21 protein-coding genes are annotated in these 24,845 nt (G+C 66.4%); 13 read left to right on the top strand and 8 right to left on the bottom strand.

From position 1 onward, the window contains the following. Window positions 1–175: 175 nt before the first annotated feature. Window positions 176–1,129, bottom strand: a complete 954-nt coding sequence (locus AZ34_RS17105) for a helix-turn-helix transcriptional regulator (RefSeq protein WP_081767270.1) — start codon at window positions 1,127–1,129, stop codon at window positions 176–178. A 101-nt stretch (window positions 1,130–1,230) separates the two neighbouring features. Here AZ34_RS17105 and AZ34_RS17100 point away from each other — a divergent pair, with 101 nt between their 5' ends. After that, window positions 1,231–2,124, top strand: a complete 894-nt coding sequence (locus tag AZ34_RS17100) for an SDR family oxidoreductase (RefSeq protein WP_035610337.1) — start codon at window positions 1,231–1,233, stop codon at window positions 2,122–2,124. 86 nt (window positions 2,125–2,210) lie between these two features. Here AZ34_RS17100 and AZ34_RS17095 read toward each other — a convergent pair whose 3' ends face one another. The 4 genes from AZ34_RS17095 to AZ34_RS17080 form a co-directional block, all read right to left on the bottom strand. Then, window positions 2,211–2,597, bottom strand: coding sequence for a VOC family protein (locus AZ34_RS17095; RefSeq protein WP_035610334.1), 387 nt, complete (start codon window positions 2,595–2,597; stop codon window positions 2,211–2,213). Window positions 2,598–2,716: 119 nt separating this feature from the next. Then, window positions 2,717–3,385 carry a hypothetical protein gene (locus AZ34_RS17090; RefSeq protein ID WP_035610330.1) on the bottom strand — a complete coding sequence of 223 codons (669 nt, stop codon included), beginning with the start codon at window positions 3,383–3,385 and terminating at the stop codon, window positions 2,717–2,719. Window positions 3,386–3,640: 255 nt separating this feature from the next. Continuing rightward, on the bottom strand, window positions 3,641–4,759 hold the full coding sequence (gene queA, locus AZ34_RS17085; RefSeq protein WP_081767359.1) for a tRNA preQ1(34) S-adenosylmethionine ribosyltransferase-isomerase QueA: 1,119 nt from the start codon (window positions 4,757–4,759) through the stop codon (window positions 3,641–3,643). Between the two features lie 115 nt (window positions 4,760–4,874). After that, a complete protein-coding gene (locus AZ34_RS17080) occupies window positions 4,875–7,604 on the bottom strand; it encodes a chemotaxis protein CheW (RefSeq protein WP_035610328.1) in 2,730 nt (909 codons plus the stop codon). A gap of 189 nt (window positions 7,605–7,793) precedes the next feature. Here AZ34_RS17080 and recG point away from each other — a divergent pair, with 189 nt between their 5' ends. From recG to ubiA, 6 genes are all read left to right on the top strand, one after another. Beyond that, entirely contained in the window at window positions 7,794–10,010 is a 2,217-nt protein-coding gene (recG, locus tag AZ34_RS17075; RefSeq protein ID WP_051510223.1) for an ATP-dependent DNA helicase RecG, read from the top strand. Window positions 10,011–10,191: 181 nt separating this feature from the next. Then, on the top strand, window positions 10,192–11,847 hold the full coding sequence (locus tag AZ34_RS17070; RefSeq protein ID WP_035610324.1) for an SPOR domain-containing protein: 1,656 nt from the start codon (window positions 10,192–10,194) through the stop codon (window positions 11,845–11,847). A 21-nt stretch (window positions 11,848–11,868) separates the two neighbouring features. Then, complete coding sequence (locus AZ34_RS17065; protein ID WP_155831852.1) at window positions 11,869–12,474, top strand: hypothetical protein; 606 nt, start codon at window positions 11,869–11,871, stop codon at window positions 12,472–12,474. Window positions 12,475–12,587: 113 nt separating this feature from the next. After that, entirely contained in the window at window positions 12,588–13,577 is a 990-nt protein-coding gene (locus tag AZ34_RS17060; protein ID WP_035610319.1) for a LysR substrate-binding domain-containing protein, read from the top strand. Window positions 13,578–13,666: 89 nt separating this feature from the next. Further along, the gene (locus tag AZ34_RS17055; RefSeq protein WP_035610316.1) at window positions 13,667–14,158 is read left to right on the top strand and encodes a Dps family protein; all 492 of its coding nucleotides are present in this window, start codon (window positions 13,667–13,669) and stop codon (window positions 14,156–14,158) included. 127 nt (window positions 14,159–14,285) lie between these two features. Continuing rightward, entirely contained in the window at window positions 14,286–15,182 is an 897-nt protein-coding gene (ubiA, locus tag AZ34_RS17050; protein ID WP_035612075.1) for a 4-hydroxybenzoate octaprenyltransferase, read from the top strand. Window positions 15,183–15,253: 71 nt separating this feature from the next. Here the strand turns inward: ubiA and proC are convergent, their stop codons facing one another. From proC to AZ34_RS17035, 3 genes are all read right to left on the bottom strand, one after another. Continuing rightward, window positions 15,254–16,078, bottom strand: a complete 825-nt coding sequence (gene proC / locus AZ34_RS17045) for a pyrroline-5-carboxylate reductase (protein ID WP_035610312.1) — start codon at window positions 16,076–16,078, stop codon at window positions 15,254–15,256. 77 nt (window positions 16,079–16,155) lie between these two features. After that, a complete protein-coding gene (gene glpK / locus AZ34_RS17040; protein ID WP_035610310.1) occupies window positions 16,156–17,649 on the bottom strand; it encodes a glycerol kinase GlpK in 1,494 nt (497 codons plus the stop codon). A gap of 28 nt (window positions 17,650–17,677) precedes the next feature. Beyond that, on the bottom strand, window positions 17,678–18,445 hold the full coding sequence (locus tag AZ34_RS17035) for a DeoR/GlpR family DNA-binding transcription regulator (protein ID WP_035610307.1): 768 nt from the start codon (window positions 18,443–18,445) through the stop codon (window positions 17,678–17,680). A gap of 179 nt (window positions 18,446–18,624) precedes the next feature. Between AZ34_RS17035 and AZ34_RS17030 the strand changes: the two genes are divergently transcribed. From AZ34_RS17030 to AZ34_RS17005, 6 genes are all read left to right on the top strand, one after another. Continuing rightward, window positions 18,625–19,701: an ABC transporter ATP-binding protein gene (locus AZ34_RS17030; protein ID WP_035610304.1), complete on the top strand. Its 1,077-nt coding sequence runs from the start codon at window positions 18,625–18,627 to the stop codon at window positions 19,699–19,701. 1 nt (window position 19,702) lies between these two features. Next, window positions 19,703–20,779, top strand: coding sequence for an ABC transporter ATP-binding protein (locus tag AZ34_RS17025; RefSeq protein ID WP_035610302.1), 1,077 nt, complete (start codon window positions 19,703–19,705; stop codon window positions 20,777–20,779). Beyond that, window positions 20,776–21,672: a carbohydrate ABC transporter permease gene (locus tag AZ34_RS17020; RefSeq protein ID WP_035610299.1), complete on the top strand. Its 897-nt coding sequence runs from the start codon at window positions 20,776–20,778 to the stop codon at window positions 21,670–21,672. The genes AZ34_RS17025 and AZ34_RS17020 overlap by 4 nt, the downstream gene beginning before the upstream one ends. Beyond that, window positions 21,665–22,477, top strand: a complete 813-nt coding sequence (locus tag AZ34_RS17015) for a carbohydrate ABC transporter permease (RefSeq protein WP_035610296.1) — start codon at window positions 21,665–21,667, stop codon at window positions 22,475–22,477. The genes AZ34_RS17020 and AZ34_RS17015 overlap by 8 nt, the downstream gene beginning before the upstream one ends. Window positions 22,478–22,644: 167 nt before the next feature. After that, window positions 22,645–22,953 carry a DUF2160 domain-containing protein gene (locus AZ34_RS17010; protein ID WP_035610295.1) on the top strand — a complete coding sequence of 103 codons (309 nt, stop codon included), beginning with the start codon at window positions 22,645–22,647 and terminating at the stop codon, window positions 22,951–22,953. Between the two features lie 87 nt (window positions 22,954–23,040). Beyond that, complete coding sequence (locus AZ34_RS17005; protein ID WP_035612073.1) at window positions 23,041–24,768, top strand: ABC transporter substrate-binding protein; 1,728 nt, start codon at window positions 23,041–23,043, stop codon at window positions 24,766–24,768. Window positions 24,769–24,845 lie beyond the last annotated feature (77 nt).

The raw sequence follows: 24,845 nt of genomic DNA, 5'->3' as shown, positions 1-24,845 counted from the left end.
TGGGACCTCGGGTCTCTGGTATCCCGCGGGCGCGGCAGGAGTGCCCCTAGCAGCACGCAAACCTGAGAGGCAAGACAAGCAGCTGCTTAGAACAAGCTATCTCAAATTCGTTTGAGCAGGATGGTGACGAAAGAGGCGGGAACGGTGGGTGGGCTGCTGATCATGTGGCAAACCCTCAAGGTGTGTGTTGCGTGGGCTCTTGCGCGTCGGTGGGCCATGCAGGCGTGTGAGGCTGCTCTTGCATTGCAGCACGGTCCAGCAGGGCCCGCAGGCGGGCTTGGTCCTGCGCGCCCACCGGGTTGAACACCACCATGCCCAGGTCTGGCCGCCCTTCAACGCTGAAGCTCGAGTACTCCAGCGACAACGTGCCCACTTGCGGGTGGCGCAGGCGCTTGCTGCCCTCGCCCTGGACATGCACATCGTGGGCTTGCCACAGGGCCGCGAAGTCGGCGCTGGCGCCGCACAGCTCGTCCACCAGGGCCTGCACCTCGGCGGCGGCCCAGGTGGCGCGCGCGGCGTCGGCGCGGAAGGCCGCCACCACGTAACGGGCCACGCTATCCCAGTCGAACTGCTTGGCCCGCGTCGCAGGGTCCAGGAAGATGCGGCGCAGGATGTTGCGCTGTCCGGGCGGCAGCGCGCCGTAGTCGAACACGATGTCGGCTGCGCGGTTCCAGGCCACCAGGTCCCAGGTCAGCGTCTTGATGTAGGCCGGGCTCCAGGGCAGGGCGTCCAGCAGGCGCTGCAGCCGGGGCGACACCGCGCTGGCATCCGCCGCGCCCGGCGGCACGGGCCGCGCCGGGGCACGCCCCAGCCCGAGCAGGAAGAGGTGCTCGCGTTCGCCCTCGGTCAGCATCAACGCGCGGGCGATGCGGTCCAGCACCTCGCCCGAAGGCGGGCCGCCGCGCCCCTGTTCCAGGCAGGTGTACCAGGTTTGGCTGATGTGGGCGAGCTGGGCCACTTCCTCGCGGCGCAGGCCGGGCGTGCGGCGGCGCGCGCCGGCGAAACCGAAGGCGGCCGGGTCCAGCCGCGTGCGCCGGTTGCGCAGGTAGTTGCCCAGGGCGTTGTCCTTGCGGTCCGCTCCGGTGTTCGCTTTGATGCCCGCTTGGGTGTCCGTCACGCGCTCGTCCATGGACTCATCCTGCCAGTCTTCATACTACGATAACGTTCCGACTTTACCCCCATCGCCCGAACGCGGACAGTGCGGCCTGTTTTCTTCAACAGGAGCGAAAGATGCGTGTTTTTGTGACGGGTGCGAGCGGGTTCGTTGGTTCGGCCGTGGTGCGGGATTTATTGGGCGCGGGCCACCGCGTGCTGGGCCTGGTGCGGTCCGACGAAGCGGCGGCGGCGTTGAAGGCCCAGGGCGCCGAGGCCCAGCGCGGCACGCTGGAAGACCTGGACAGCCTGCGCGCGGGCGCGGTGGCGGCCGACGGCGTGATCCATACCGCCTTCAACCATGACTTCTCCCGCTTCGCCGACAACTGCGCGCTGGATCGCCGTGCCATCGAGGCCCTGGGCGAAACCCTCAAGGGCTCGGGCCGGCCCCTGGTCGTGACCGCTGGCCTGGCGCATCTGGTTCAGGGGCGGCCGGCCTTGGAGACCGATCAACCGCCCGTGGACCCGCAGGCCTACCCCCGCGTGTCCGAAGCCACGGCCATGGGCTTCCTGAGCCAGGGCGTGCGCGCCATGGCCGTGCGCCTGGCGCCCACCACGCATGGCGTGGGCGACCATGGCTTCGTGCCCGCCCTGATCCGCTTCGCGCGCGAAGCCGGGTTTGCTGCTTATGTGGGCGATGGCCAGAACCGCTGGTCAGCGGTGCATCGCCAGGACGCCGCCGCCCTGTTCCGCCTCGCGGTCGAACGCGGCGCGGCCGGGGCGCGTTACCACGGTGCTGCGGAAGAAGGCCTGCCCTTCAAGCAGATCGCCGAAGCCATCGGCCGGGGCCTGGGGTTGCCGGTGCGCAGCCTCACGCGTGAGGAAGCCGCCGTGCACTTCAAATGGCTGGCCGGCTTCGCGGCCATGGACATGCCGGCGTCGAGTGCGTGGACGCGCGGGCAACTGGGGTGGGCGCCGACGGGGCCGGGGTTGATGGCCGATCTGGCGGGGGCGGGTTACTTCAGGGATTGATGGTTGGCTGGGGCGGCGCGGCATGTATCGCCAAGTGCCTCATGCGCAAGCCGTGCCGATTCGAAGTGGGCTTCACAAGATCGAGGTTAAGCGGTCTGTTCTGCGCTGTCGATGACTTGACCAATGCGCCACAAAACACTGCTGGGATCGTCGATGGTGAAGTCGCGGATTCCCCAGGGCCTGTTCTCTGGGGGATTTACACGAACGCCGTATTTTTTTGCCATTTGCTGAGACTCAACGCGACTCCACCAAGCTTCTACATCTTGTACCAGCATGTGCATCATGAAATTTTCTGCGTGTTCTTTCACATAAAAACGTTGAAGCAAGAAACTGCAAGCACCCGCATGAAGATAGGCCAAGTCGTCCGATAGCGATTCAATTTCGAACCCCAAATCAGCGTAGAAGCGCTTTGATAGGTCGATATCTCTTGCGGGAACGTAAGCCTTGATTTCCACCGTGGCCATGTTTGCCATTACGTTTCTCCTGTGAATCCGAACGGAATCGCCCTAGGCGATACATTATGTGAGCTGGTCACTTCCGACCCATAGCAGACGGTCAAGTATCTATGAATGCCGCCGTTTAACGTTAGGCTTCAGCGGCCGCCGGAGGCGGTCCGCTGCAAGGACGGGTTAGCTGCCTGCCCTAGTAGCACGCGGAACTCGTTTTCTAAAGCCGTCCGCGCTTGCGGAACTTGAATCTTGATTGCATCCCACCCTTCATTCCACGCTTTCTCCTTTTGAGCGCGCGTGTGGTCGTTGAGGGTGACGTCATCAAACTTCACGTACACACCAAAGTTGATCACATGACGCCGAACCTGCATTGCCAGCTCCTGCAGTGACTCGCACAACTCGATTGGAAGATAGATTCGATGTTTGTCAAAGAAGCGAAAGAATTCGGCGAGCTTGTTCATCGCATTGCGATGCTTTTCTTCTTGTGGCGGTTCACCAACCCACTGCATCGGTGAAAGGAAGCTTTCCGCTTCCCACAGCACTTCGGCTAGATGACCGTTTAGCTCAGCAATGACACTTGCTCGCTTTTCATGCAGACGTGAAAAGCGTACTTGGTGCTCAATGGTTCTGAGCTGGAGTTCATTCTTCAGGTGCTCGATCGTGGCATCGGACTTGGCCTTGAGTTCGGACTCAAAACGCTTGGTGTCACGAGTGATCAACTTCTCTAGCAGAGACTTTGCAAGGATGCCAAGCACCGCAAGCAAAGCGGCGTTGCCACCCAAGGCGAGAAGAATGGTTTGCCACGTTTCCATAGGCAGCTAACGTAATGTATAGAGCAAAACCCGCTCTATAAACTGGCGCGTGATCGATATTCTGGCCATCAGATCCTCCTGAAGTTGGCTTGCAACATGGCTTTGCAATCGATTAAATACTGCAGACTGTTGAAGCCCATTGTGCCTACCAGTTCAGCCACGACCTATCCCCAAATTGGGTAATTTGGCGTCCGCTTCTGGGCCGCCAGGCCTATGACCGCTCATGGCCGAGAACAAAAGTTCGAAGGTGGCATATCACCGCGCACGCTCCAACACCATCGCATCCCCATAACTGAAAAACCGATACCGCTGCGCGATCGCATGCCGGTACAGCCCCATGATGTGCCCGAAGCCCGCGAAGGCGCTGACCAGCATCATCAGCGTGGACTTGGGCAGATGGAAGTTGGTGACCAGCAGGTCGGCCACCTTGAATTCAAAGCCCGGGGTGATGAAGATGTCGGTGTCGCCGCTGGCCGCACCAGTTTTCGCCCAGGATTCCAGCGTGCGGATGGTGGTGGTGCCCACGGCGACGATACGACCGCCCTGGGCTTTGGTTTCCCGGATGGCCTGTTGCGTGGCAGCGGGCACCTCGTACCACTCGCGGTGCATGCGGTGTTCGGCCAGGTTCTCGGTCTTGACGGGTGAGAAGGTGCCGGCGCCGACGTGCAGGGTGACGTTGGCGCGCCGCACGCCGCGTGCGTCGAGTGCGGCCAGCACGCTTTCGTCGAAGTGCAGGGCGGCGGTGGGCGCGGCGGCAGCGCCGGGCTTGGCGGCGAAGACGGTCTGGTAACGCGCCACGTCGTCGGCACTGTCGCTGTGTTGGATGTACGGCGGCAGGGGAACGTGGCCGTGCTGTTCCATCAGGGCATGCGGTTCGTCGCTGAAGCGCAGGCGGAACAGTTTCCCGTCTTCATCAGGCCAGCGGCCCAGCAGCGTGGCGGTGTAGCCGCCGGTCATCTCCAGCACGGTGCCCACGGCGGGTTTCTTGCTGACCTTCATGTGGGCCACGACTTCGTGGTTCGTCAGCACGCGCTCAATCAGCAGTTCCAGCTTGCCGCCGATGGGGGAGCTTGCGCCTCGGGTGGGGGCTGGCTTGTTGCCAAACAAACGCGCCTTGACCACCTTGGTGTCGTTGAAGACCAGCAGGTCACCGGCTTGCAGCAGTTGCGGCAGCTCGCGAAAGATGCGGTCCACCGGCTGCGCGCCGGGCCGGCTGTCACGCCCATCGAGCAGGCGCGAGGCGCTGCGTTCGGGCGCGGGGTGCTGGGCGATGAGTTCGGGGGGCAGAGCGAAGTCGAAGTCGCTCAGGGTGTGGACGCGGGCCGACGGTGTGGAAAGGGGCTGCGACGCGCTGGAGGCGGAGGAATGCGGCATGGGCTTGAGGGCCGGACGGGCCCGTTCCAAGGGATCAAGAAAAAAGCGAGAGGCCGTGATTCTCTCATCCGGGCCTCTCGCCTGATCTGTCGCGCGGCCTCCTTGCCGCAGGCGTTCAGGCCGCGCGCGCCAGAGCGGCCGCCGTGCCGACGTTGGCCGCGTCCGCCCGGTTGGTCGTGGCCTCCGCCGCGCCTTGGGTCACGCGCGCCAGCAGGGCCGCCGGGTCCAGCAGCTGGATCAGCAGGTTGCCGCCGTTGGCGCGGATGAAGTGGCTCAGCAGCTTCTGCTCCGAACCGAAGGGCGAGGGCATCAGCTGCTCGTCACCGAATTCGGGCACGGCGTGCAGACCGTCGACCAGCAGCCCGGCCGTGTGCATGCCGTGGCGCACGATGATGATCTGGCTGTTGTCGTCCAGCGTGCCGACGCGCTCGTGCAGCAGCCAGGCCAGGTCAAACACCCAGACGAAGTGGCCGATGCGGTCATTGCCCTGTGGCGCCAGCATGCCGATGCGTCCCTGGTATTTCGGACCTGGCGTGCCCTTGCCGGACGCGCCCGCACCCGTGCCCGGGCCGCCGTTGCCCATGCGGGCCGAGAGCGCGCTGGCGGGCAGGGCTTCGAGCACATGGACGGCCGGCAGGGCCAGCAGGTCCCCCCCGCAGTGGAAGGTGGCGTAGGTCTTGCGCTGGCGGCCATCACCGCCGTAGCCGCTGTCTTCGATGGCCTGGTCGGTCCGCTGCGAACGGCCGTGGCTTTGCACCGCGCCCAGGGGCTGGAAGACCACGGAGAGCACGTCTTCCTCGTAACCGTCACTGACCTTGAACTCCCGGTAGCCCTGGCCGGCCGCGCAGCCCATCACGGCGTAGTGTCCGTCGTGCTCGACGATGCGCGAGACGCTGCTGCCCTTGGGCAGCTCGCGCAGCACGGCGAGCAGGGCTGGGTCGCGCAGTTGCTCGCCCACCGGGTGCGCCGGGTCGGTGCTGGCGATGATGCGGCCAGCGCGGTTGGTGAAATAACCCGTGCCCTGGCGCTGGGCCAGGCCGCTGCGCAGCATGGCCTCGAACTCGGTGGCGGCGTCGAAGACGATGCCGATGCCGCCGACCACGCCACCTCCGGGCGCGCGCACGGCCGCGTGGTAGATGTAGGTGGGCTTGCCGCCGTAGAAGGGCGTGGGCTCGAAGGCGCTGACGTGGTAGGCCTGGTCATCGGCCAAGCCGCGCACGCGCGCCAGCGTGGCCGCGTCCACGCTCTCGTCGCCCGCATTCGCGTGTTCGCCCGAGCGGCGCGAGCGCGCGATCACCTGGCCCTCGCGGTCGTAGACGAAAAGCTGGGTGTAGACCGTGTACAGACCATGGATGTAGGCCAGGATGTCGTGCAGCTTGCGTGCTTCCTCCGGCGCGATCACGGGCTCGGCCAGCGCGGTGCGCAGCTCGGGCGTCAACGCCCACCAGCGGCAGTCGTCCGCGCGTTCGTAAAGGTTGCGGTCCAGCAGGTCCACCAGCAGCTGCGAGAGGAACTCGCCGTCTTGCTGCTTGGTTTCCAGCACGGTTTCGTAGAGGTCGCGGATGGACTGCGAAAACAGCGCGTTGCTGCGCGAGCCGGTTTCGCTGATCTGGTCCAGGATGGTCTTGAGCTTGGCCTTCTGCTCGCCGCCATTGGCGTCGGAGCGGCGCCGCTTCGGCAGTCCGTCGTCCACGAAGATGTCCTGCTGGTCGGCGGTGATGACCTGCCCGTTCCAGACCACACGGCGGATGGTTTCGGTGGCGGTGATGATTTCGTGCAACGGCGGGCTGAAGTTGCGCGCGTGCTGCAGCAGGCCGGCGGCCTGGGTCGGGGCCAACGAGGCCAGGGTGCTGCGCGTGCCGCCCGAGAAGGCCAGATCCACCGGGATCATCAACTGCCCGCGCCAGCCCGTGGGGCCCATGTAGCCCTGGTAACCCTCGGCGTGGAAGGTGCGGATCAGGTACTCGCGGCCTTCGTGGATCTGCAGCTGCGGCGCGCCGTCGAGGTTGACCGGCACGATGGTGCCGGGGGCGATCCAGTGCTCGTCCGCGCTGGCGATCACGCGGGCCTCGCCGTCGAGCAGCAGCATGTTGGAGCGGCCTTCCGGGTCGCGGTGCGAGCGGAAGATGCCGCGCATCTCGTTCTCGAAATCAAAGCAGAGGCAGAGCAGCCCGACCACGGCGCCCGTGTCCGGGTGGTGCATGCGGCGCGAGTAGATCAGTGCCTGGGCCTTGCCGGGGCGCAGGTCGCTGGCGCGGAAGGTCTCGACGAAGCTGTCGCTCTCCAGCGTCTGGCCGATCAGCGCGTCGCTGCTGCCTTCGACGGGCGACTCCGGGTCCAGCTGCACCAGCACATTGCCCTGCAGGTCCAGCAGCATGATCTCGTCGTAGACGGTGTACTTGCTGCGGTAGGCGAAGAGGCGCGCGCGGATGGCGTCGATGGTGTCTTCGTCCGGGCCCTGCGTGGCCTGCTGGGCCGACGCGACGAAGGCGCAGAGTTCGCGATCGGTCGCGAGAAAACCCACGTCGGCGGTGCGTTCATAGAGGTTGCGCACCATGATGTCGATCACGTAATGCGCCTTGGCGCCAATGGCGGCCAGCACATTGGCCACCTTCTCGCCGGCCAGGCTGTCCACCAACTCTTGCTCGAGCCGGCCAAAGCCCGCGCGCGTCGCCGCCATGATGGGCAGGATGGTCTGCGCCTCGCGCGGGCAGTTCATCTTGGCGGAGGATTCGATCATGCGCCACATCTGGTTGAGCTCGCGCAGCGACTGCTCGCAACGCACCACGTCGCGCATGTAGGGCAGGTAAGTATCCGTTTGCAGCTTTGTCTTCTTGTTGTCCATTTTGATTTCTTCACTGGTTCGTTCCCTCCCTGGGGCAGGAAACGCTTCTAGTTGTGGAGTCTGCGCGTGGGGCCAGGCCCCACGCCGGGCACCACGCAAGAGCTGTGCCGGTTACATATCGAGATCTGTAACGATGCCATCGTGCCCCGACCACGCGGCGCCCGGTGGGTCTGCGCCACAATGCCGCCCATGCCCGCCGTACGCGAACATGTCGACAAGGCTCCAACTCGCCAGGACAAGGCCGACAAGCCGCTGAGCGCGCCGCAGAAGGCCATGCGCCGCCTGGGCCTGGACAGCGACATGGACCTGGCCCTGCACCTGCCCCTGCGCTACGAGGACGAGACACGGCTGATGGCCATCGCCGAGTTGCGCGACGGGGACCTGGCTCAGGTCGAGGGTGTGGTGCGCGACAACCGCGTTGAGGTGCGCGCGCGCCGGCAGCTGATCGTGCGCATCGAGGACGAAGCGGGGCACACGCTGTTGCTGCGTTTTCTGAACTTTTACCCTTCACAGCAGAAGCTGTTGGCCGTGGGCCAGCGTGTGCGGGTGCGTGGTGAAGTGCGTGGGGGATTTCTGGGGCGCGAAATGGTGCACCCCGAATGCAAGGCCGTGCAGGCCGGTGCGCCCCTGGCCCAGGCGCTGACGCCCGTGTACCCGACCACGGCGGGGTTGCCGCAGGCCTATTTGCGCAAGGCCGTGGGCCGCGCGCTGGACAAGCTGGTGCTGGACGAGACCCTGCCGCCGCAGGCCCTGCAGTCCTGGCCCGGCGGGCCACAAGTGCTGGCCGACTGGCCTTTGCACGCCGCGCTGGATTACCTGCACCACCCGGGTCCCGAGGTGTCGCTCGCCGCCTTGCAGGACCGCAGCCATCCGGCCTGGTTGCGCTTGAAGGCCGAGGAGTTGCTGGCGCAGCAGCTCTCTCAGCTGCAGGCCAGGCAGGCGCAGGCCCAACGGCGTGCGCCTGCCCTGCGAATTCGACCCGGCCCCGATGACCAGGGCTTGCATGAACGGCTGCTGGCCGTGCTGCCCTTCGCGCTCACGGCGGCGCAGCGCCGTGTGAGCGAGGAAATCGCGCAGGACCTGGCCCGCCCCTCGCCCATGCACCGGCTGCTGCAGGGCGACGTGGGCAGCGGCAAGACCGTGGTGGCCGCGCTGGCTGCGGCGGTGTGCATTGATGCCGGATACCAATGCGTGCTGATGGCCCCCACCGAGATATTGGCCAGTCAGCATGTCAAGAAGCTGGTGGACTGGCTGACGCCGCTGGGCGTGCGCGTGGCCTGGCTCGCGGGCGGGCAAAAGACGAAGGAGCGGCGTGAGACGCTGGAGGCGATCGCGCGCGCGCCCGAGCAGGGCGGGGCCCAGCTCATCGTCGGCACGCACGCGGTGATCCAGGACAAGGTGCACTTCCACAAACTGGGCCTGGCCATCGTGGACGAGCAGCACCGCTTCGGTGTGGCGCAGAGGCTGGCTTTGCGCGAGAAAGTCCGGTCTGACCAGGGCGCCAACAGCGATGGGAGCGGCGGGGAGGATGGCGAGGAACCGCACATGCTGATGATGAGCGCCACGCCCATCCCGCGCACCCTGGCCATGAGCTATTACGCCGACCTCGATGTGTCCACGCTGGACGAGCTACCGCCGGGGCGCAGCCCCATCGTGACCCGCGTGATCTCGGAGCAGCGCCGCCCGGAGCTGATCGAGCGCATCCGCGCCCAGCTGGCCGAGGGGCGGCAGGTCTACTGGGTCTGCCCGCTGATCGAGGAGAGCGAGGCCGTGGATCTGACGAATGCCACGGCCACGCACGCCGAGTTGACCGCTGCCTTGAATCATGGCCAGCCCGCGTCGCCGCGTGGCGGCGAGGGCGGCATCCAGGTCGGCCTGCTGCACTCGCGCCTGCCGCCCCCCGAGAAGCAGGCTGTGATGGCCGAGTTCGTCGCTGGCCGCATGGGCTTGCTGGTCAGCACCACGGTGATTGAGGTGGGTGTGGACGTGCCCAACGCCACGCTGATGGTGATTGAGCATGCGGAACGTTTCGGCCTCTCGCAGTTGCACCAATTGCGCGGGCGGGTGGGGCGCGGGGCCCAGGCTTCGGCCTGCGTGCTGCTCTATTCCACCGGAGACGCGCCGCGCCTGGGCCAGACTGCGCGCGAGCGCCTCAAGGCCATGGCCGAGACCAACGACGGTTTCGAGATCGCGCGGCGCGACCTGGAGATCCGCGGTCCGGGCGAATTCCTGGGTGCGCGCCAGTCCGGCGCAGCCCTGCTGCGTTTCGCCGACCTTGCCACCGATGGGGTCGTGCTGGACTGGGCGCGGCAGACCGCTGCGTTGATGCTGGCGCGGTACCCGGCCCTGGCCGAGCGGCATGTGGCGCGCTGGCTGGGCGGTCGGGTGGATTACCTGAAGGCCTGAGCCCCACGCGCGGGTTGGGGCCGACTTGGCCCGGTTTGCGGCGCTTGCGGCCGGGCTTGGCCATGTGCGCCCCGTTGGGACAAAAATATTCCCGAGCACGACGAGCTGAATTAGACTTGAACAGCGCCACCGTCCCGGCCTGTCTCGCGGACGGCCGCGCACGCCGCCTTGCCCCCTGCCCATGAGCGCCGACCCATTCCATCCCCTCGCCTCGAGTGACACCGCCCTGTTCTACCGTGCCGCCATCGGCGTGCGTGGACAGGACTACCACCTGCCGCGTTTTCTGCGCTTTGACGAAGCCGGGCAGACGAGCCTGAGCTGGAACTGGGCCGCCAGCCTCTTCACCTTCAACTGGCTGATCTATCGCAAGATGTGGGGCTGGGCCTTGGCCTACGTGGGGGCGCTGGCCGCCGCCGGGCTGTTGGTGTTCGGCGTGGGCAAGTTGGTGTTCGATTACTCCGGCGTGCTGACCTGGATGTTGGGCCTGTGGCTGGTGTCGGCCGCTTACATCGTGCCGGGCCTCTACGCCAACGTCTGGCTCTACGGTCACTACAACGACAGGATTTCCGAGGTGCTGCGCAAGAGCTCGGGCGTGGTCGACACCATCGCCCGCCTGACCGCCGTCGCGCCCGGTCCGGGCCGCCTGGGTCGCCAGCTGCTGGCCAATTTGCTGGCCCTGGTGGTGCTGCTCGGGCCGGTGCTGGCCCTGCAGGATTGGCAGGGTCTGGGGGGACGGGCCTGGTCCCAGCTGGCTTCGCTCCTGAACCGGGACGCGCCGAGGCAGGAAGCGGCGGCGCCTTCGTCTGTTTCGCCGCCCCTGCCCACCGCGTCCGGTCGGGTCGAGGGTCTGGGCGCACCGGCCCCTGCAGCCACCGCATCGGGCACCGCAGCCGGTGGCGTGTTGACGCAGGCCGTGGCCGCCACCCTGCCAGCGCCTGCCGCGCCAGCAGCCAGTTCGGCCAGGCCGGTGGACGACGCCGCCGGTCGGCCCGTGGTCGCCTTTGAGCCCGCGTTTGACGCCACCACCCGGTCCGGCCGAGCCGGTGCGGACGTGGTGCCCGTGACTTCCTTCGCGGCCAACCCCGTTGCCCCCACGCCCTTGAATGCGCCCCTGCCAGCGCCGCTGTCGACGTCGGGCTCGGCCTCCGCTTCGGCCCCGCCGCCTGCGGACTTGGTGCCTCTGCAGTCCGTGACCCTGCCGACGTCCCGCCCGCAGGCGCCGCAGTCCGCCAGCGCGCCGCGTGCCCGGCAACTGGCCCAGGCCGACAGCACGACCCCGCCCACGGGCAGTCGCGGCAATATGGCCAGCGGCGTCGTCACCCGCGCCCCCGTGGCGCCCACGACCAGCGCCGCGCCGCCGCCTCCGGTTCAACCCACGCCGCCCCGTGCCGCCGCGCCCGCCGCGTCGGGCGAGGGCGAGAAACCACAAGCCTCGGCGCGCTTGCGCGCGGCTTCCCAGGCGGCGCAAGCCAAGCGTGCGGCGCAGTCGCAGCCCGGGGCCATGACCGCCAGTGCCGCACCGTTGGCGGGCGCCGGTGCCCAGCCTCTGGCGGCCTCATCCCCTGCCACCCTGGCCGCGCCGCCTAAGTCCTCCGGGGCAGCGGGCTGGGTGGTGCAGGCCGGCGTGTTCCGGCAGGCTGACAACGCCCACCGCATGGTGGCGCAGCTGCAGGGCATGGGCATCGAGGCCGCGCTGGAGAACTTTCCGAACAGCCGGGGTGAACCCATGCTGCGAGTCGTGGCCGGGCCATACGCGCAACAGGCGCAGGCCCAGCAGACGGCCCAGCGCATCCAGGCGCGCAGCCTGCCAGCGATGGTGATGCGCGAAGCGCGCTGATTGAACGAGGAAAAGAGGCCAATGATGCGAATCTCCCCGCGAATGATGGCTTCGGCGCTGCTGTCGGGACTGTGCTTGTCCTTGACCTGGCTGGCCGGACCGGCGAATGCGCAGGCGCTGCCCGCGCGCAATGTGCTGTTGGAGCTGCGCCAGATCGACGCGGTGGCCGCCGGTTACAGCGTGAGCACGAAACCTGCCGTGCCCCTGCAGCCGCCGCAGCAGGTGCAGGTGCGCAATGGCGACGTGGCCCGTGTGGGCCAGACCTCGGCCCAGCCGCAGACCTGGATCAAGGAAGTGCAGGCCGAAGGTCAGAACAGCGGCGCCGGGGTCAAGCAGGAGCTGATCTGGTTCCAGAGCGGCCAGACCCTGCAGATGCGCCCGGTCTGGACGGCGGGGCGCCAAGCCGAGGTCGAGGTTCAATGGCTGGGCGAGAACGTGAACCAGCAGCCCGGCAAGGAACTGCCCGCGCAGCAGACCGGCCAGTTGCGCACCACGGTGCTGGCGCCGCTGGGCCAGTGGGTGACCCTGGCCAAGAGCGGCACGGAGCCAGAGCGTGGGGTCTACCGCAGCGACGCGGCCAGCCAGGCCCCGCGCTTGCTCCAACTGCGCGTCACCCTGTTGCCCTGATCATTCAGTGAGCTGTCCGACGTGGCGGCCAGCCGGGCAGCCATGCCGGGTGTCGAGTTTGGTCCGACCATCTTGATAGTATTGGGCTATAGGATGGATGGAATGGCTAGATCATGACCCTGACCGAACTCAAATACATCGTGGCTGTGGCCCGGGAAAAACACTTCGGTCGTGCGGCGGAGGCCTGCTTCGTCTCGCAGCCCACCTTGTCGGTGGCGGTCAAGAAGATCGAGGAAGAGCTGGACGTGAAGCTCTTTGAGCGCAGCGCCAATGAAGTCACGGTCACGCCCCTGGGCGAGGACATCGTGCGCCAGGCTCAATCGGTGCTGGAGCAGGCCGCCGCCATCAAGGAGATCGCCAAGCGCGGCAAGGACCCGTTGGCCGGCCCCCTGCGCATGGGAGTGATCTACACCATTGGCCCCTACCTGTTGCCCGACCTGGTGCGCCAGAACATCCGCCTGTCACCGCAGATGCCCTTGATGCTGCTGGAGAACTTCACGGGCAAGCTGCTGGAAATGCTGCGCACCGGCGAGATCGACTGCGCCATCCTGGCCGAACCCTTCCCGGACACGGGCCTCGCCGTGGCCCCGCTGTACGACGAGCCTTTTCTCGCGGCCGTGCCCGTGAGCCATCCCTTGGCCAAGCGCGCGCACGTGACCACGCAAGAGCTCAAGTCCGAAACCATGCTGCTGCTGGGCACGGGGCATTGTTTCCGCGACCATGTGCTGGAGGTCTGTCCGGAGTTCGCCCGTTTTTCCAGCAACACCGAAGGCATCCAGAAGAGTTTCGAGGGCTCCTCGCTGGAGACCATCAAGCACATGGTGGCCGCCGGCATGGGTGTGACCCTGGTGCCGCGCCTGTCGGTGCCCGAGGGGGCGCTGGACGAAGGCCGGGCCAAGAACCGGATCGGCGCCGACGAAAGCCTGATCCGCTACCTGCCCTTCGAAGGGGATGCGCCCCTGCGCCGCGTGGTGCTGGTCTGGCGCCGCAGCTTCACGCGCTACGAGGCCATCGCCGCCTTGCGCAACGCCATTTACGCCTGCGCGCTGCCGGGCGTCACCCGCCTGTCCGACCTGCGCCAGACCGAGGCCCAGGCGGCTTGAACCTCCACTTGAATCCGCCGCCTGGACCATCACCTGCACAGCCCCGGCTCCCCCGGACTCATTCTTCATCGACCACCAGGAGTTTTTGCATGGCCAAGACCACCGCACCCGCGATCAACATCGGTATCAGCGAACAGGACCGCGCCGCCATCGCCGAGGGCCTGTCGCGCCTGCTGGCCGACACCTACACCCTCTACCTGACCACGCACAACTTTCACTGGAACGTGACGGGGCCGATGTTCAACACCCTGCACACCATGTTCATGCAGCAGTACACCGAGCTGTGGAACGCGGTGGACCCGGTGGCCGAACGCATCCGTTCGCTGGGCCACGCGGCGCCGGGCTCCTACGCGCAGTTTGGCAAGCTGGCCTCGGTGCCCGACGTGCCGGCCACGCCGCCCAAGGCGCTGGAGATGGTGCGCATCCTCGTTCAAGGCCATGAGGCGGTGGCGCGCACGGCGCGTGGCATCTTCCCCCTGGCCGAGAAGGCCGGCGACGAGCCCACGGCCGATCTGCTGACGCAGCGCCTCACCGTGCATGAGCAGTCGGCCTGGATGCTCCGCTCCCTCTTGGAAGACTGACGAATCAGATCACCCCCGTTGCTCCCCCACTTCGTGTGGGTCGGCATCCCCCCTCAAGGGGGCGCTCCCGGTGGCCCGGCAAAGCCGGTTCCACGGGAGCCCTGGCCTTGATGCTTTGCGCATGACCATGTTTTCTTCCCGCTTGGCGCTTTACCTTGACCTCATCCGCTGGAACCGTCCGGCGGGGTGGCTGTTGCTGCTCTGGCCTTCGTTGTCGGCGCTCTGGGTGGCGGCCGGGGGTTGGCCGGGCTGGCATCTGTTGCTGGTGTTCGTGCTGGGCACCATCCTCATGCGCAGCGCGGGCTGTTGCGTGAACGACGTGGCCGACCGTGATTTCGACCGGCACGTCAAGCGCACCGCGCAACGCCCGGTGACGAGCGGTAAGGTGTCGGTGAAGGAAGCCCTGGCCTTGGGCGCGGTGCTGGCCCTGCTGGCCTTCGGCCTGGTGCTGACCACCAATACCGTCACCATCGCCTGGTCCTTCGCGGCGCTGGCCGTGACCTTGATCTATCCCTATGCCAAGCGCTACGTGGCCATGCCCCAGGCCGTGCTGGGCGTCGCTTTCAGCTTCGGCATTCCCATGGCCTTCGCCGCCGTGTCAGGAGGAGGCGATTCGTTCAGTTTTTCCGCCGTGCTGGACGCCGTTCCTTGGCTGGCCTGGGCCATGCTGATCGGCAACCTGTTCTGGGTGCTGGCCTACGACACCGAGTACGCGATGGTAGATCGCGACGACGACCTGAAGATCGGCATGAAGACCTCGGCCATCACGCTGGGGCGTTTCGACGTGGTGGCGATCACGGCCTTCTACGTGCTGCACCTGCTGATCTGGACGGTGCTGCTGATCGATCGGCTCCACCCCTGGGTCTGGGGCGCGACGTTGCTGGTCGCCGCCGTGCAGGTCGGCTGGCACTACCGCCTGATCCGTGACCGTACGCGCGAGGGTTGCTTCCGGGCCTTCCGCATGAACCATTGGCTGGGGTTCACGGTGTTCGCGGGCGTGGTGCTCGGCCACGTCGCCCGCTGAAGCGCCGGCGCGAGCCAGCTTGAGTGACGACAGCCTTGCCTGCTGTCCTCGTGCGGCAAGGCCCGTCGCCGTCAATCCTTGCCGAATTCGGCGCCCAGCTCTGCGGAGCGCCGCGCGGCGGCCTGCAGGGCTGCACTGAACAGAGCCTTGAGTCCGCCGTCTTCCATGACCGTGATGGCCGCGTGCGTGGTGCCGCCCTTGGAGGTGACCCGCTGGCGCAGCACCTCGGGTGGTTCCTCGGAGGCCTTGGCCAGTGCGCCCGCGCCCAGAAAGGTCTCGACCGCGAGTTGATGGGCCTGCTCGGTTGTGAGGCCCAGTTCCACTCCCGTGGCTGTCATGGCTTCCAGCAGGTAGAAGACATAAGCGGGGCCCGAACCTGAAAGCGCTGTCACGGCGTCGAGCAGGTGTTCACGTTCGACCCAGACAAACTCACCCATGACCGAGGCAATGTGCTCGATCTGCTTGCGGTCCTGCGCGCTCACGCCAGCGCGCGCGTACAGACCGGTGACGCCCTTGCCGATCAGGGCCGGGGTGTTGGGCATGCTGCGCACGATGCGCTCGCTGCCGAGCCAGCGCTGCAGGCTGTCGGTGGAGATGCCGGCCGCCACGCTCAGGTGCAACGCGCCGCCGACGAAGGGCGCGGCCTGCAGGGCGGCGTCCTTGAAGGTCTGGGGCTTGATGGCCCAGACCACGACGGGAACATCCTGCAGGAAGGGGCCGGCTTCGGCATGGGCGACGAGGCCGTGGCTGGCGCTCAGGCGTTGCCGGGCCTCAGGGTTGGTGTCCACGACGGTGACGCGGCTGGCCGGCAGGCCTTGCTTCACCAGGCCGCCGATGATGGCGCTGGCCATGTTGCCGCCGCCGATGAATGCGATGGCGCTGCGGGGGTCGAGCATGCGGAGCTTCCTTCTGGGCAGGGCCTCGCGCACCGAGGCCGGTTCAAAAAGAAGATTGTCGCCGCAGCGGCGGGGTGTCAGTCCGCGACCGCCTGGCGCACCGCGTGTTCCCACTGGTCCATGCGGGCGCGGGCTTGCGCGCGACCGAGCGTGGGCAGGAAGGTGCGCTCGGCACGCCAGAGTTGGCTCAGTTCGTCCGTGCCGGCATACAGGCCCGTGCTCAGGCCCGCCAGGTAGGCGGCCCCCAGGGCGGTGGTCTCGATGACCTCGGGCCGCACCACGGGGATGCCCAGCAGGTCCGCCTGGATCTGCATCAGCAGGTCGTTGGCGCAGGCACCGCCGTCCACGCGCAATTCGCTGACGGCGCTGCCGCCCGCGGCCACGGCGTCCCGGCTCATGGCCTCCAGCAGCGCCGTGCTCTGGAAGGCGATGCTTTCCAGCGCGGCGCGCGCGATGTGCGCCAGCGTCGTGCCTCGCGTCAGGCCGGTGATGAGGCCACGCGCCTCGGCCTTCCAGTAGGGTGCGCCCAGGCCGGTGAAGGCCGGGACCAGGATCACGCCGCCAGCGTCGGGCACGCTCTCCGCCAGGCCCTGCACTTCGCCGCTGGCCTTGATGGCGTTCAGCCCGTCGCGCAGCCACTGGACCACCGCGCCGCCGACGAAGACGCTGCCCTCGATGGCGTACTCGGGCAGGCGGCTGGTCTGGGCCGCGCTGGTGGTCAGCAAGCCGTTGCGGGAGGCCTGGAAGGTGTGTCCGGTGTGCATGAGCATGAAACACCCCGTGCCGTAGGTGTTCTTGGCCATGCCCGCGCGAAAGCACGCCTGGCCGAACAAGGCGCTTTGCTGGTCACCGGCCACGCCGCCGATGCGGATCGCATGACCCAGCAGCTCAGCCTGGACCTGGCCATAGTCGGCGCTGGACGGCCGGACTTCGGGCATCAACTGGGAGGGAATGTCGAGCAGGGCCAGCAGCTCGGCGTCCCAGGTGTTGGTGTGTACGTTGAACAGCATGGTGCGCGAGGCATTGCTCACGTCCGTCGCATGGACGGCGCCCCCGGTCAACTGCCACATCAGCCAGCTGTCCACGGTGCCGAACGCGAGTTCACCCGCCAGGGCCTGCTGCCGCGCGCCGGGCACGTGGTCGAGGATCCACTGCAGCTTCATGCCCGAGAAATAGGCGTCGACCAGCAGTCCCGTGCGCGCGTGGATCAGCGGCGCGTGACCCTGCTCGCGCAGCCGCGCGCAGGCCGGTTCCGCGCGTCGGTCTTGCCAGACGATGGCATGGTGGATGGGCAGTCCGGTCTTGCGGTTCCAGACCACCGTGGTCTCCCGCTGGTTGGTGATGCCGATGGCGTGCACCGCCGAGGCGCTGATGCCGGCTTTGCCCAGCACGTCGCGCGCGGTCGCGAGCTGGGTCTGCCAGATCAGCATGGGGTCGTGCTCGACCCAGCCGGGTTGCGGATAGATCTGCGGCAGTTCCTGCTGCGCGAGCGCGACGATTTGTCCCCGTTCGTTGAAGACGATGCTGCGGGAGCTGGAAGTGCCTTGGTCAAGTGCCAGCAGGTAAGTCATGGGCGGCTTGGTTCGTGTCGAGGTTGGGTCAGGTGCAGACTTCCAGGCGGATGTCTGCGTCGTTCAGCAAGGATGGAAAAGGAGCGGGCGGTTCGGCGTCGGTGAACAGCCGGTCGATCTGTGACAGGGTTGCGACCTGGACCATGGCCGGGCGGTTGAATTTGCTGGTGTCGGCGGCCAGCCAGACCTCGCGCGACTGCGCGATGATGGTTTGCGCCACCTTGACTTCCCGGTAATCGTAATCGCGCAACGAACCGTCGGCTTCGATGGCCGAAATACCGATCAGCGCGATGTCGACCTTGAACTGGCGGATGAAATCCACGGCCGCTTCGCCCACGATGCCGCGGTCGCGCGCGCGCACCATGCCGCCGGCCACGATGATTTCGCAGCTCGGGTTGCCGCACAGGATATGGGCCACGTTGAGGTTGTTGGTGATCACGCGCAAGCCCGTGTGCTGCAACAGGGCCTGGGCGATGGCCTCGGTCGTGGTGCCGATGTTCAGGATCAGCGAGCAGTCATTGGGCACCTGCCGCGCGATGGCGCGCGCAATGAGCGCCTTGCCCTGCGCATGCAGCTGCTGGCGCTGCTGGTGGGCGATGTTCTCGGTGGTTGAGCTGGGCACACGGGCGCCACCGTGGAAGCGCGTGAGCGCGCCGGTTTCGGCCAGCCGCTGGATGTCGCGCCGCACGGTCTGCAAGGTCACGCCCAGCTCTTCGGCCAGTTGTTCCACCGTGGCCGAGCCGCGCGTGCGCACGAACTCGATCAGTCGCAGCTGACGGGGGTTGTGGTTCTCCATGCGGGTCGTTCAATGTCCAGCGGGTCACTATAAACGAGCGAAAAGGAATGGCTCCAGGGAAAACCTGTACGGAAAACGAAAACAAAAGAATAACAATCGAAAAATTGCGAAAGTCTTCACGCCCAGCTTTGTTGGGCATCGCGGTGCTGGGACGAACACCATGCAAGAGAGGGGGCGGGATGCGGTTGGTATTGGATGGCGTGGGCAAGACCGTGGGCGCCGAGACCTGGCTCAAGCCGATGAGCCTGGATTTGCGCAGCGGGGCGGTGACGGTGTTGCTGGGCGCGACGCAGGCGGGCAAGACCAGCCTGATGCGCCTGATGGCCGGCCTGGACGCGCCGAGCGCGGGGCGCGTGCTGGTGGATGACCAGGACGTGACCGGCGTGCCGGTGCGCAAGCGGGACGTGTCCATGGTGTACCAGCAGTTCATCAACTACCCGTCCATGACCGTGGCGCGCAACATTGCGTCCCCCATGCTGCTGCGCAAGCAGGCAGGCGTGGACGCGCGGGTGCGTGAACTGGCCGCCAAGCTGCACATCGAACCTTTTCTGGATCGTCTGCCCGCCGAGCTGTCGGGTGGCCAGCAGCAGCGCGTGGCCCTGGCGCGTGCCCTGGCCAAGCAGGCGCCCCTGATGCTGCTGGACGAACCCCTGGTCAATCTGGACTACAAGTTGCGCGAAGAGTTGCGAGAAGAACTGAGCCAGCTCTTTGCCTCCGAGGGTTCGACCGTGGTCTATGCCACCACCGAACCGGCCGAAGCCTTGCTGCTGGGCGGCTACACGGCCGTGCTGGACCAGGGTGAATTGCTCCAGTACGGCCCCACGGTCGACGTCTTTCACCAGCCGCGCTCGCTGCGGGTGGCCCGTGCCTTCAGTGATCCGCCCATGAACCTGCTGGCGGCGGATGTGATGGCTGAAGGTTTGCGCCTGCGTGGCGGACCAGACCTCCCGTTCCCCCTGCCTGCGGACCGGCCGGCAGGAACCGTCACGCTGGGGCTGCGGGCCAGCGCCCTGCGGGTGGTGCCGCGCGAGGGCGACGTGTCCGTGCCGGGGCGGCTGGAGCTGGCCGAGATCTCGGGCTCCGACACCTATGTGCATGTGGCCACCCAGGTTGGTGAGTTGGTGATGCAACTCACCGGCGTGCACTACTTCGAGCTGGGCGCGGCGCTGACCGTGTACTTCAGTGCGGCACAGGCCTATCTTTTTGACGGGGCGGGTGATTTGTGCGTCGCGCCGCAACGGGCCGGGGGGCACTGAGATGGCACGCATCGAACTCGATCTGGCGCATGCCTACCGGCCCAACCCTCGGCAGGACAGTGACTACGCCTTGCTGCCGCTGAACATGGTGTTCGAGGATGGCGGCGCTTATGCCTTGCTTGGCCCCTCCGGTTGCGGCAAGACCACCATGCTCAACATCATGTCCGGGCTGCTCGTGCCTTCGCAGGGCAAGGTCCTCTTCGACGGCCGGGACGTGACCCGGGCCAGCCCGCAGGAACGCAACATCGCCCAGGTGTTCCAGTTCCCGGTGATCTACGACACCATGACCGTGGCCGAGAACCTGGCCTTTCCGCTGCGCAACCGCGGGGTGCCGCGTGCGCAGATCCGCCAGCGCGTCGGCGTGATCGCCGAAATGCTGGACCTGAGCGGCCAGCTCAACCGCCGTGCCGCGGGCCTGTCCGCTGACGCCAAGCAGAAGATATCGCTCGGTCGGGGGCTGGTCCGTCCCGACGTGTCGGCCGTCTTGTTCGACGAACCGCTGACGGTGATCGACCCGCACCTGAAGTGGCAGCTGCGGCGCAAGCTCAAGCAGATCCACCATGAACTCAAGCTGACCCTGATCTACGTCACCCATGACCAGGTGGAGGCCTTGACCTTCGCCGACCAGGTGGTGGTGATGACGCGTGGCAAGGCGGTGCAGGTCGGTCCGGCCGACGCCTTGTTCGAGCGCCCGCAGCACACCTTTGTCGGTCATTTCATCGGCTCCCCGGGCATGAACTTCGTGGTCGCCGAGGTGCGGGATACGGCGCTGCTGCTGGCCGGACAGGCCATGCCTTTGCCGCGCGCGCTGCCGGATGGGCCGCTCAAGGTGGGCATACGACCGGAGTACCTGACGGTGGCCGCGCCCGGCGCGGCGGGCGCCGTGCCGGCCCAGGTGCGCCAGGTGCAGGACGTGGGCACGCACCTGATGCTGACGGCCGAACTGGCCGGGGGCCAGGCGCTCAAGGTGCGGATCGCCATCGAGTCGCCACCCCCGCCCGCACCGGGTGGCACGCTCTGGTTGCAGTTGCTGGGCGAGCACACCTGCTTTTACGTACGGGAGGAACTGCTGCCATGAGCGTCGTGACCAAACCGGTGAACCAGCGGGCCTGGGTCCTCATCCTGCCGGTGATCCTGTGCGTGGCCTTCTCGGCCATCCTGCCGCTGATGACGGTGGTGAACTACTCGGTGCAGGACATCATCTCGCCCGAGCGTCGGGTCTTCGTGGGCACCGAATGGTTCGCCGCCGTGATGCGCGACCCGGAGCTGCACGAAGCGCTGCTGCGCCAACTGGTGTTTTCGCTGGCGGTGCTGGCGGTTGAGCTGCCGCTGGGCATCGCGCTGGCGCTGGCCATGCCGGCCCAGGGCTGGAAATCTTCGGCCGTGCTGGTGGTGATGGCACTGTCGCTGCTGATTCCCTGGAACGTGGTTGGCACCATCTGGCAGATCTACGCCCGCGCGGACATCGGGCTGCTGGGTGCGGCGCTGGACTACCTCGGCTTCGACTACAGCTACACCGGCAACCCCACCCATGCCTGGGTCACGGTGCTGGTCATGGACGTCTGGCACTGGACGCCGCTGGTGGCCCTGTTGTGCTTCGCCGGCCTGCGTTCCATCCCCGATGCCTACTACCAGGCCGCCCGCATCGATGGCGCGAGCAAGTTCGCCGTGTTCCGCTACATCCAGCTGCCCAAGATGCGCGGCGTGCTCATGATCGCGGTGCTGCTGCGTTTCATGGACAGTTTCATGATCTACACCGAGCCCTTTGTGCTCACGGGTGGTGGGCCGGGCAACGCCACCACCTTTCTCTCGCAGTACCTGACGCAGAAGGCCGTGGGCCAGTTCGACCTGGGGCCGGCGGCGGCGTTCTCCCTGATCTATTTCCTGATCATCCTGTTGCTGTGCTTCATCCTCTACAACTGGATGCAGCGCGTGGGAACCTCGGACAAGCAGGAGGCTGGCCATGCATGAACGACGTTTTCAGAAGCGCACGCTTTTCCTGATCGCCTATCTGGTGTTTGCGATCTTGCCCATCTACTGGATGGTCAACATGAGCTTCAAGACCAACCAGGAAATCTTGTCGAGCTTCTCGTTCTTCCCGCAGGACTTCACGCTGGCGAACTACAAGACGATCTTCACCGATCCGTCCTGGTACTCGGGCTACATCAACAGCCTGATCTACGTCCTCATCAACACGGTGATTTCGGTGACCGTGGCCCTGCCTGCGGCCTACGCCTTCTCGCGCTACCAGTTTCTGGGCGACCGGCATGTGTTCTTCTGGTTGCTGACCAACCGCATGACCCCGCCGGCGGTGTTCCTGCTGCCTTTCTTCCAGCTCTACACGACGGTGGGGCTGATGGACACGCACATCGCGGTGGCGCTGGCGCACCTGCTGTTCAACGTGCCCTTGGCGGTCTGGATCCTGGAGGGTTTCATGAGCGGGGTGCCACGCGAGATCGACGAGACGGCCTACATCGATGGCTACAGCTTCCCGCGCTTCTTCCTGACCATCTTCCTGCCCCTGATCAAGGCTGGGGTCGGTGTGGCGGCCTTCTTCTGCTTCATGTTCAGCTGGGTGGAACTGCTGCTGGCGCGCACGTTGACGAGCGTGAACGCCAAACCCATCGTGGCGACGATGACGCGCACGGTGTCCGCCTCGGGCATGGATTGGGCCACGCTGGCGGCGGCGGGCGTGCTGACCATCGTGCCGGGCGCCATCGTGATCTGGTTCGTGCGGCATTACATCGCGAAGGGGTTCGCGATGGGTCGCGTGTGAGCCTAGAGGAAAGACCATGACGCTCTGTCCGCCACTCTCGACCTGCTTTCAACAACCCGTGGGCGCTCACCACGGCCAAGCCCAGCGATCGCCGTGGAACTGGCTTTGCCAGGCCACTGGCGATGTCCCCCTGGGGGGAAGCGCCGCAGGCGCTCAGGGGGGGGCCCATGTTTGACTGGATGGCCTGGACCACGCCCGTGGCGGTTTTTTTCATCACCATCGTCCTGCTGCTGCTGGGCATGACGGCGTGGGAGATCCGATCGCCAACGACGCGACGACGTGGATTTCTTCCGCTGGAGACCACGCGGGGCGATCGCTTGTTCATCGGCCTGCTGCTGGCGGCCTACGTGAACCTGGCTTTTGTAGGGATCAGTGACAAGCTGGCCGTCTGGTTGGGGCTGTCGTCCGAACCGTCCGTCTGGTTCAGTTTCGTGCTGTCCATGCTGTTGCTGCTGCTGGTGATGCGCAAGGGTTGATTGCTGCTTTCGTCCGACGCCAAGCTTCCCCTGCGTCGGACGTGATCGTGAACCTCCAGGGGAAGTGACAACGAGGAGACAGACATGATGAAGACGGGATACACCGCAGTGGCACTGGCCATCGCCCTCCTGGCCGGCCCGGCCATGGCGGGCGAGGCCGAGGCCAGGAAATGGGTGGACACGGAATTCCAGCCCTCGACGCTCAGCAAAGAGCGACAACTGGCCGAAATGAAATGGTTCATCGAGGCGGCCAAGAAGCTGCAGGCCAAGGGGGTCAAGGAAATCTCGGTGGTGTCGGAAACCATCACCACCCACGAGTACGAGTCGAAGACCCTGGCCAAGGCCTTCGAGGAGATCACCGGCATCAAGGTCAAGCACGACCTGATCCAGGAAGGCGACGTGGTCGAGAAGCTGCAGACCTCGATGCAGTCCGGCAAGTCCATCTACGACGGCTGGATCAGCGACTCGGACCTGATCGGCACGCACTACCGCTACGGCAAGGTGATGAACCTCACCGACTACATGGCCGGCGCGGGCAAGGAATACACCAATCCCGGCTTGGACCTCAAGGATTTCATCGGCACCAAGTTCACGACCGCGCCCGATGGCAAGTTGTACCAATTGCCTGACCAGCAGTTCGCCAACTTGTACTGGTTCCGCGCCGACCTGTTCGCGCGCAAGGATCTGCAAGACAAGTTCAAGGCCAAGTACGGCTACGACCTGGGGGTGCCGCTGAACTGGAGCGCCTATGAAGACATTGCCGAGTTTTTCACCAACGACGTGAAGACCATCGACGGCAAGCCCATCTACGGTCACATGGATTACGGCAAGAAGGACCCCAGCCTGGGCTGGCGTTTCACCGACGCCTGGCTGTCCATGGCGGGCACTGCCGACATCGGCGCGCCCAACGGGGTGCCGATCGACGAGTGGGGCATTCGTGTGGCGGCGGACAAGTGCACGCCGGTGGGCGCCTCGGTGTCGCGCGGTGGTGCCACCAACTCCCCCGCCGCCGTCTACGCGCTGACCAAGTACGTGGACTGGATGAAGAAGTACGCGCCCAAGGAGGCCACCGGCATGACCTTCGGCGAGGCCGGCCCGGTGCCCGCGCAAGGCCAGATCGCGCAGCAGATCTTCTGGTACACCGCCTTCACGGCCGACATGACCAAGCCCGGCTTGCCCGTGGTGAACACCGACGGCACGCCCAAGTGGCGCATGGCGCCCGGCCCCAATGGGCCGTACTGGAAGGAAGGCATGCAGAATGGCTACCAGGACGTGGGTTCGTGGACCTTCTTCTCGGCCCATGACCCCAACCGCACCGCGGCGGCCTGGCTCTATGCCCAGTTCGTCACAGCCAAGACCGTCTCGCTCAAGAAGACCATGGTGGGGCTGACGCCGATCCGCGAGAGCGACATTCAGTCCGCGGCCATGACGCAGATGGCGCCCAAGCTCGGGGGGCTGGTCGAGTTCTACCGCAGCCCGGCGCGTGTGGCCTGGTCGCCCACCGGCACCAACGTGCCCGACTATCCGAAGCTGGCGCAGCTCTGGTGGAAGAACGTGGCGCAGGCGGTGACGGGCGAGAAGACGCCGCAGGCCGCCATGGACACGTTGGCCGAGGAAATGGACCAGGTCATGGCGCGCTTGGAGCGCGCGGGCATGGCGCGTTGCGCACCCAAGCTCAACCCGAAGGGCGACCCCGCCAAGTGGCTGAGCAGCAAGGCGGCGCCCTGGGCCAAGCTGGCCAATGAGAAACCCGTTGGCAAGACCATCAATTACGACAGGCTGCTGCAGGCGTGGAAGGATGGCAAGGTGCGTTGAGGCATGGGGTCTGGCGCTTGCACACCGCATGGGGCGCCAGTCCTGGATCAACGAGTCGGGGGACGACGGGCCGAGAT

Source organism: Hylemonella gracilis str. Niagara R (genome assembly GCF_000600295.1).
GTDB lineage: Bacteria > Pseudomonadota > Gammaproteobacteria > Burkholderiales > Burkholderiaceae_C > Hylemonella > Hylemonella gracilis_A.
The sequence above is the reverse complement of the archived record's forward strand: the minus strand, read 5'-3'. Positions and strand labels throughout refer to the sequence as shown.

What these genes read in the sequence shown, in the direction of transcription:
- AZ34_RS17105 (WP_081767270.1), bottom strand. Translation starts at nt 1,129, where the DNA reads ATGGACGAGCGCGTGACGGACACCCAAGCGGGCATCAAAGCGAACACC.
- AZ34_RS17100 (WP_035610337.1), top strand. Translation starts at nt 1,231, where the DNA reads ATGCGTGTTTTTGTGACGGGTGCGAGCGGGTTCGTTGGTTCGGCCGTG.
- AZ34_RS17095 (WP_035610334.1), bottom strand. Translation starts at nt 2,597, where the DNA reads ATGGCAAACATGGCCACGGTGGAAATCAAGGCTTACGTTCCCGCAAGA.
- AZ34_RS17090 (WP_035610330.1), bottom strand. Translation starts at nt 3,385, where the DNA reads ATGGAAACGTGGCAAACCATTCTTCTCGCCTTGGGTGGCAACGCCGCT.
- queA (WP_081767359.1), bottom strand. Translation starts at nt 4,759, where the DNA reads ATGCCGCATTCCTCCGCCTCCAGCGCGTCGCAGCCCCTTTCCACACCG.
- AZ34_RS17080 (WP_035610328.1), bottom strand. Translation starts at nt 7,604, where the DNA reads ATGGACAACAAGAAGACAAAGCTGCAAACGGATACTTACCTGCCCTAC.
- recG (WP_051510223.1), top strand. Translation starts at nt 7,794, where the DNA reads ATGCCCGCCGTACGCGAACATGTCGACAAGGCTCCAACTCGCCAGGAC.
- AZ34_RS17070 (WP_035610324.1), top strand. Translation starts at nt 10,192, where the DNA reads ATGAGCGCCGACCCATTCCATCCCCTCGCCTCGAGTGACACCGCCCTG.
- AZ34_RS17065 (WP_155831852.1), top strand. Translation starts at nt 11,869, where the DNA reads ATGATGCGAATCTCCCCGCGAATGATGGCTTCGGCGCTGCTGTCGGGA.
- AZ34_RS17060 (WP_035610319.1), top strand. Translation starts at nt 12,588, where the DNA reads ATGACCCTGACCGAACTCAAATACATCGTGGCTGTGGCCCGGGAAAAA.
- AZ34_RS17055 (WP_035610316.1), top strand. Translation starts at nt 13,667, where the DNA reads ATGGCCAAGACCACCGCACCCGCGATCAACATCGGTATCAGCGAACAG.
- ubiA (WP_035612075.1), top strand. Translation starts at nt 14,286, where the DNA reads ATGTTTTCTTCCCGCTTGGCGCTTTACCTTGACCTCATCCGCTGGAAC.
- proC (WP_035610312.1), bottom strand. Translation starts at nt 16,078, where the DNA reads ATGCTCGACCCCCGCAGCGCCATCGCATTCATCGGCGGCGGCAACATG.
- glpK (WP_035610310.1), bottom strand. Translation starts at nt 17,649, where the DNA reads ATGACTTACCTGCTGGCACTTGACCAAGGCACTTCCAGCTCCCGCAGC.
- AZ34_RS17035 (WP_035610307.1), bottom strand. Translation starts at nt 18,445, where the DNA reads ATGGAGAACCACAACCCCCGTCAGCTGCGACTGATCGAGTTCGTGCGC.
- AZ34_RS17030 (WP_035610304.1), top strand. Translation starts at nt 18,625, where the DNA reads ATGCGGTTGGTATTGGATGGCGTGGGCAAGACCGTGGGCGCCGAGACC.
- AZ34_RS17025 (WP_035610302.1), top strand. Translation starts at nt 19,703, where the DNA reads ATGGCACGCATCGAACTCGATCTGGCGCATGCCTACCGGCCCAACCCT.
- AZ34_RS17020 (WP_035610299.1), top strand. Translation starts at nt 20,776, where the DNA reads ATGAGCGTCGTGACCAAACCGGTGAACCAGCGGGCCTGGGTCCTCATC.
- AZ34_RS17015 (WP_035610296.1), top strand. Translation starts at nt 21,665, where the DNA reads ATGCATGAACGACGTTTTCAGAAGCGCACGCTTTTCCTGATCGCCTAT.
- AZ34_RS17010 (WP_035610295.1), top strand. Translation starts at nt 22,645, where the DNA reads ATGTTTGACTGGATGGCCTGGACCACGCCCGTGGCGGTTTTTTTCATC.
- AZ34_RS17005 (WP_035612073.1), top strand. Translation starts at nt 23,041, where the DNA reads ATGAAGACGGGATACACCGCAGTGGCACTGGCCATCGCCCTCCTGGCC.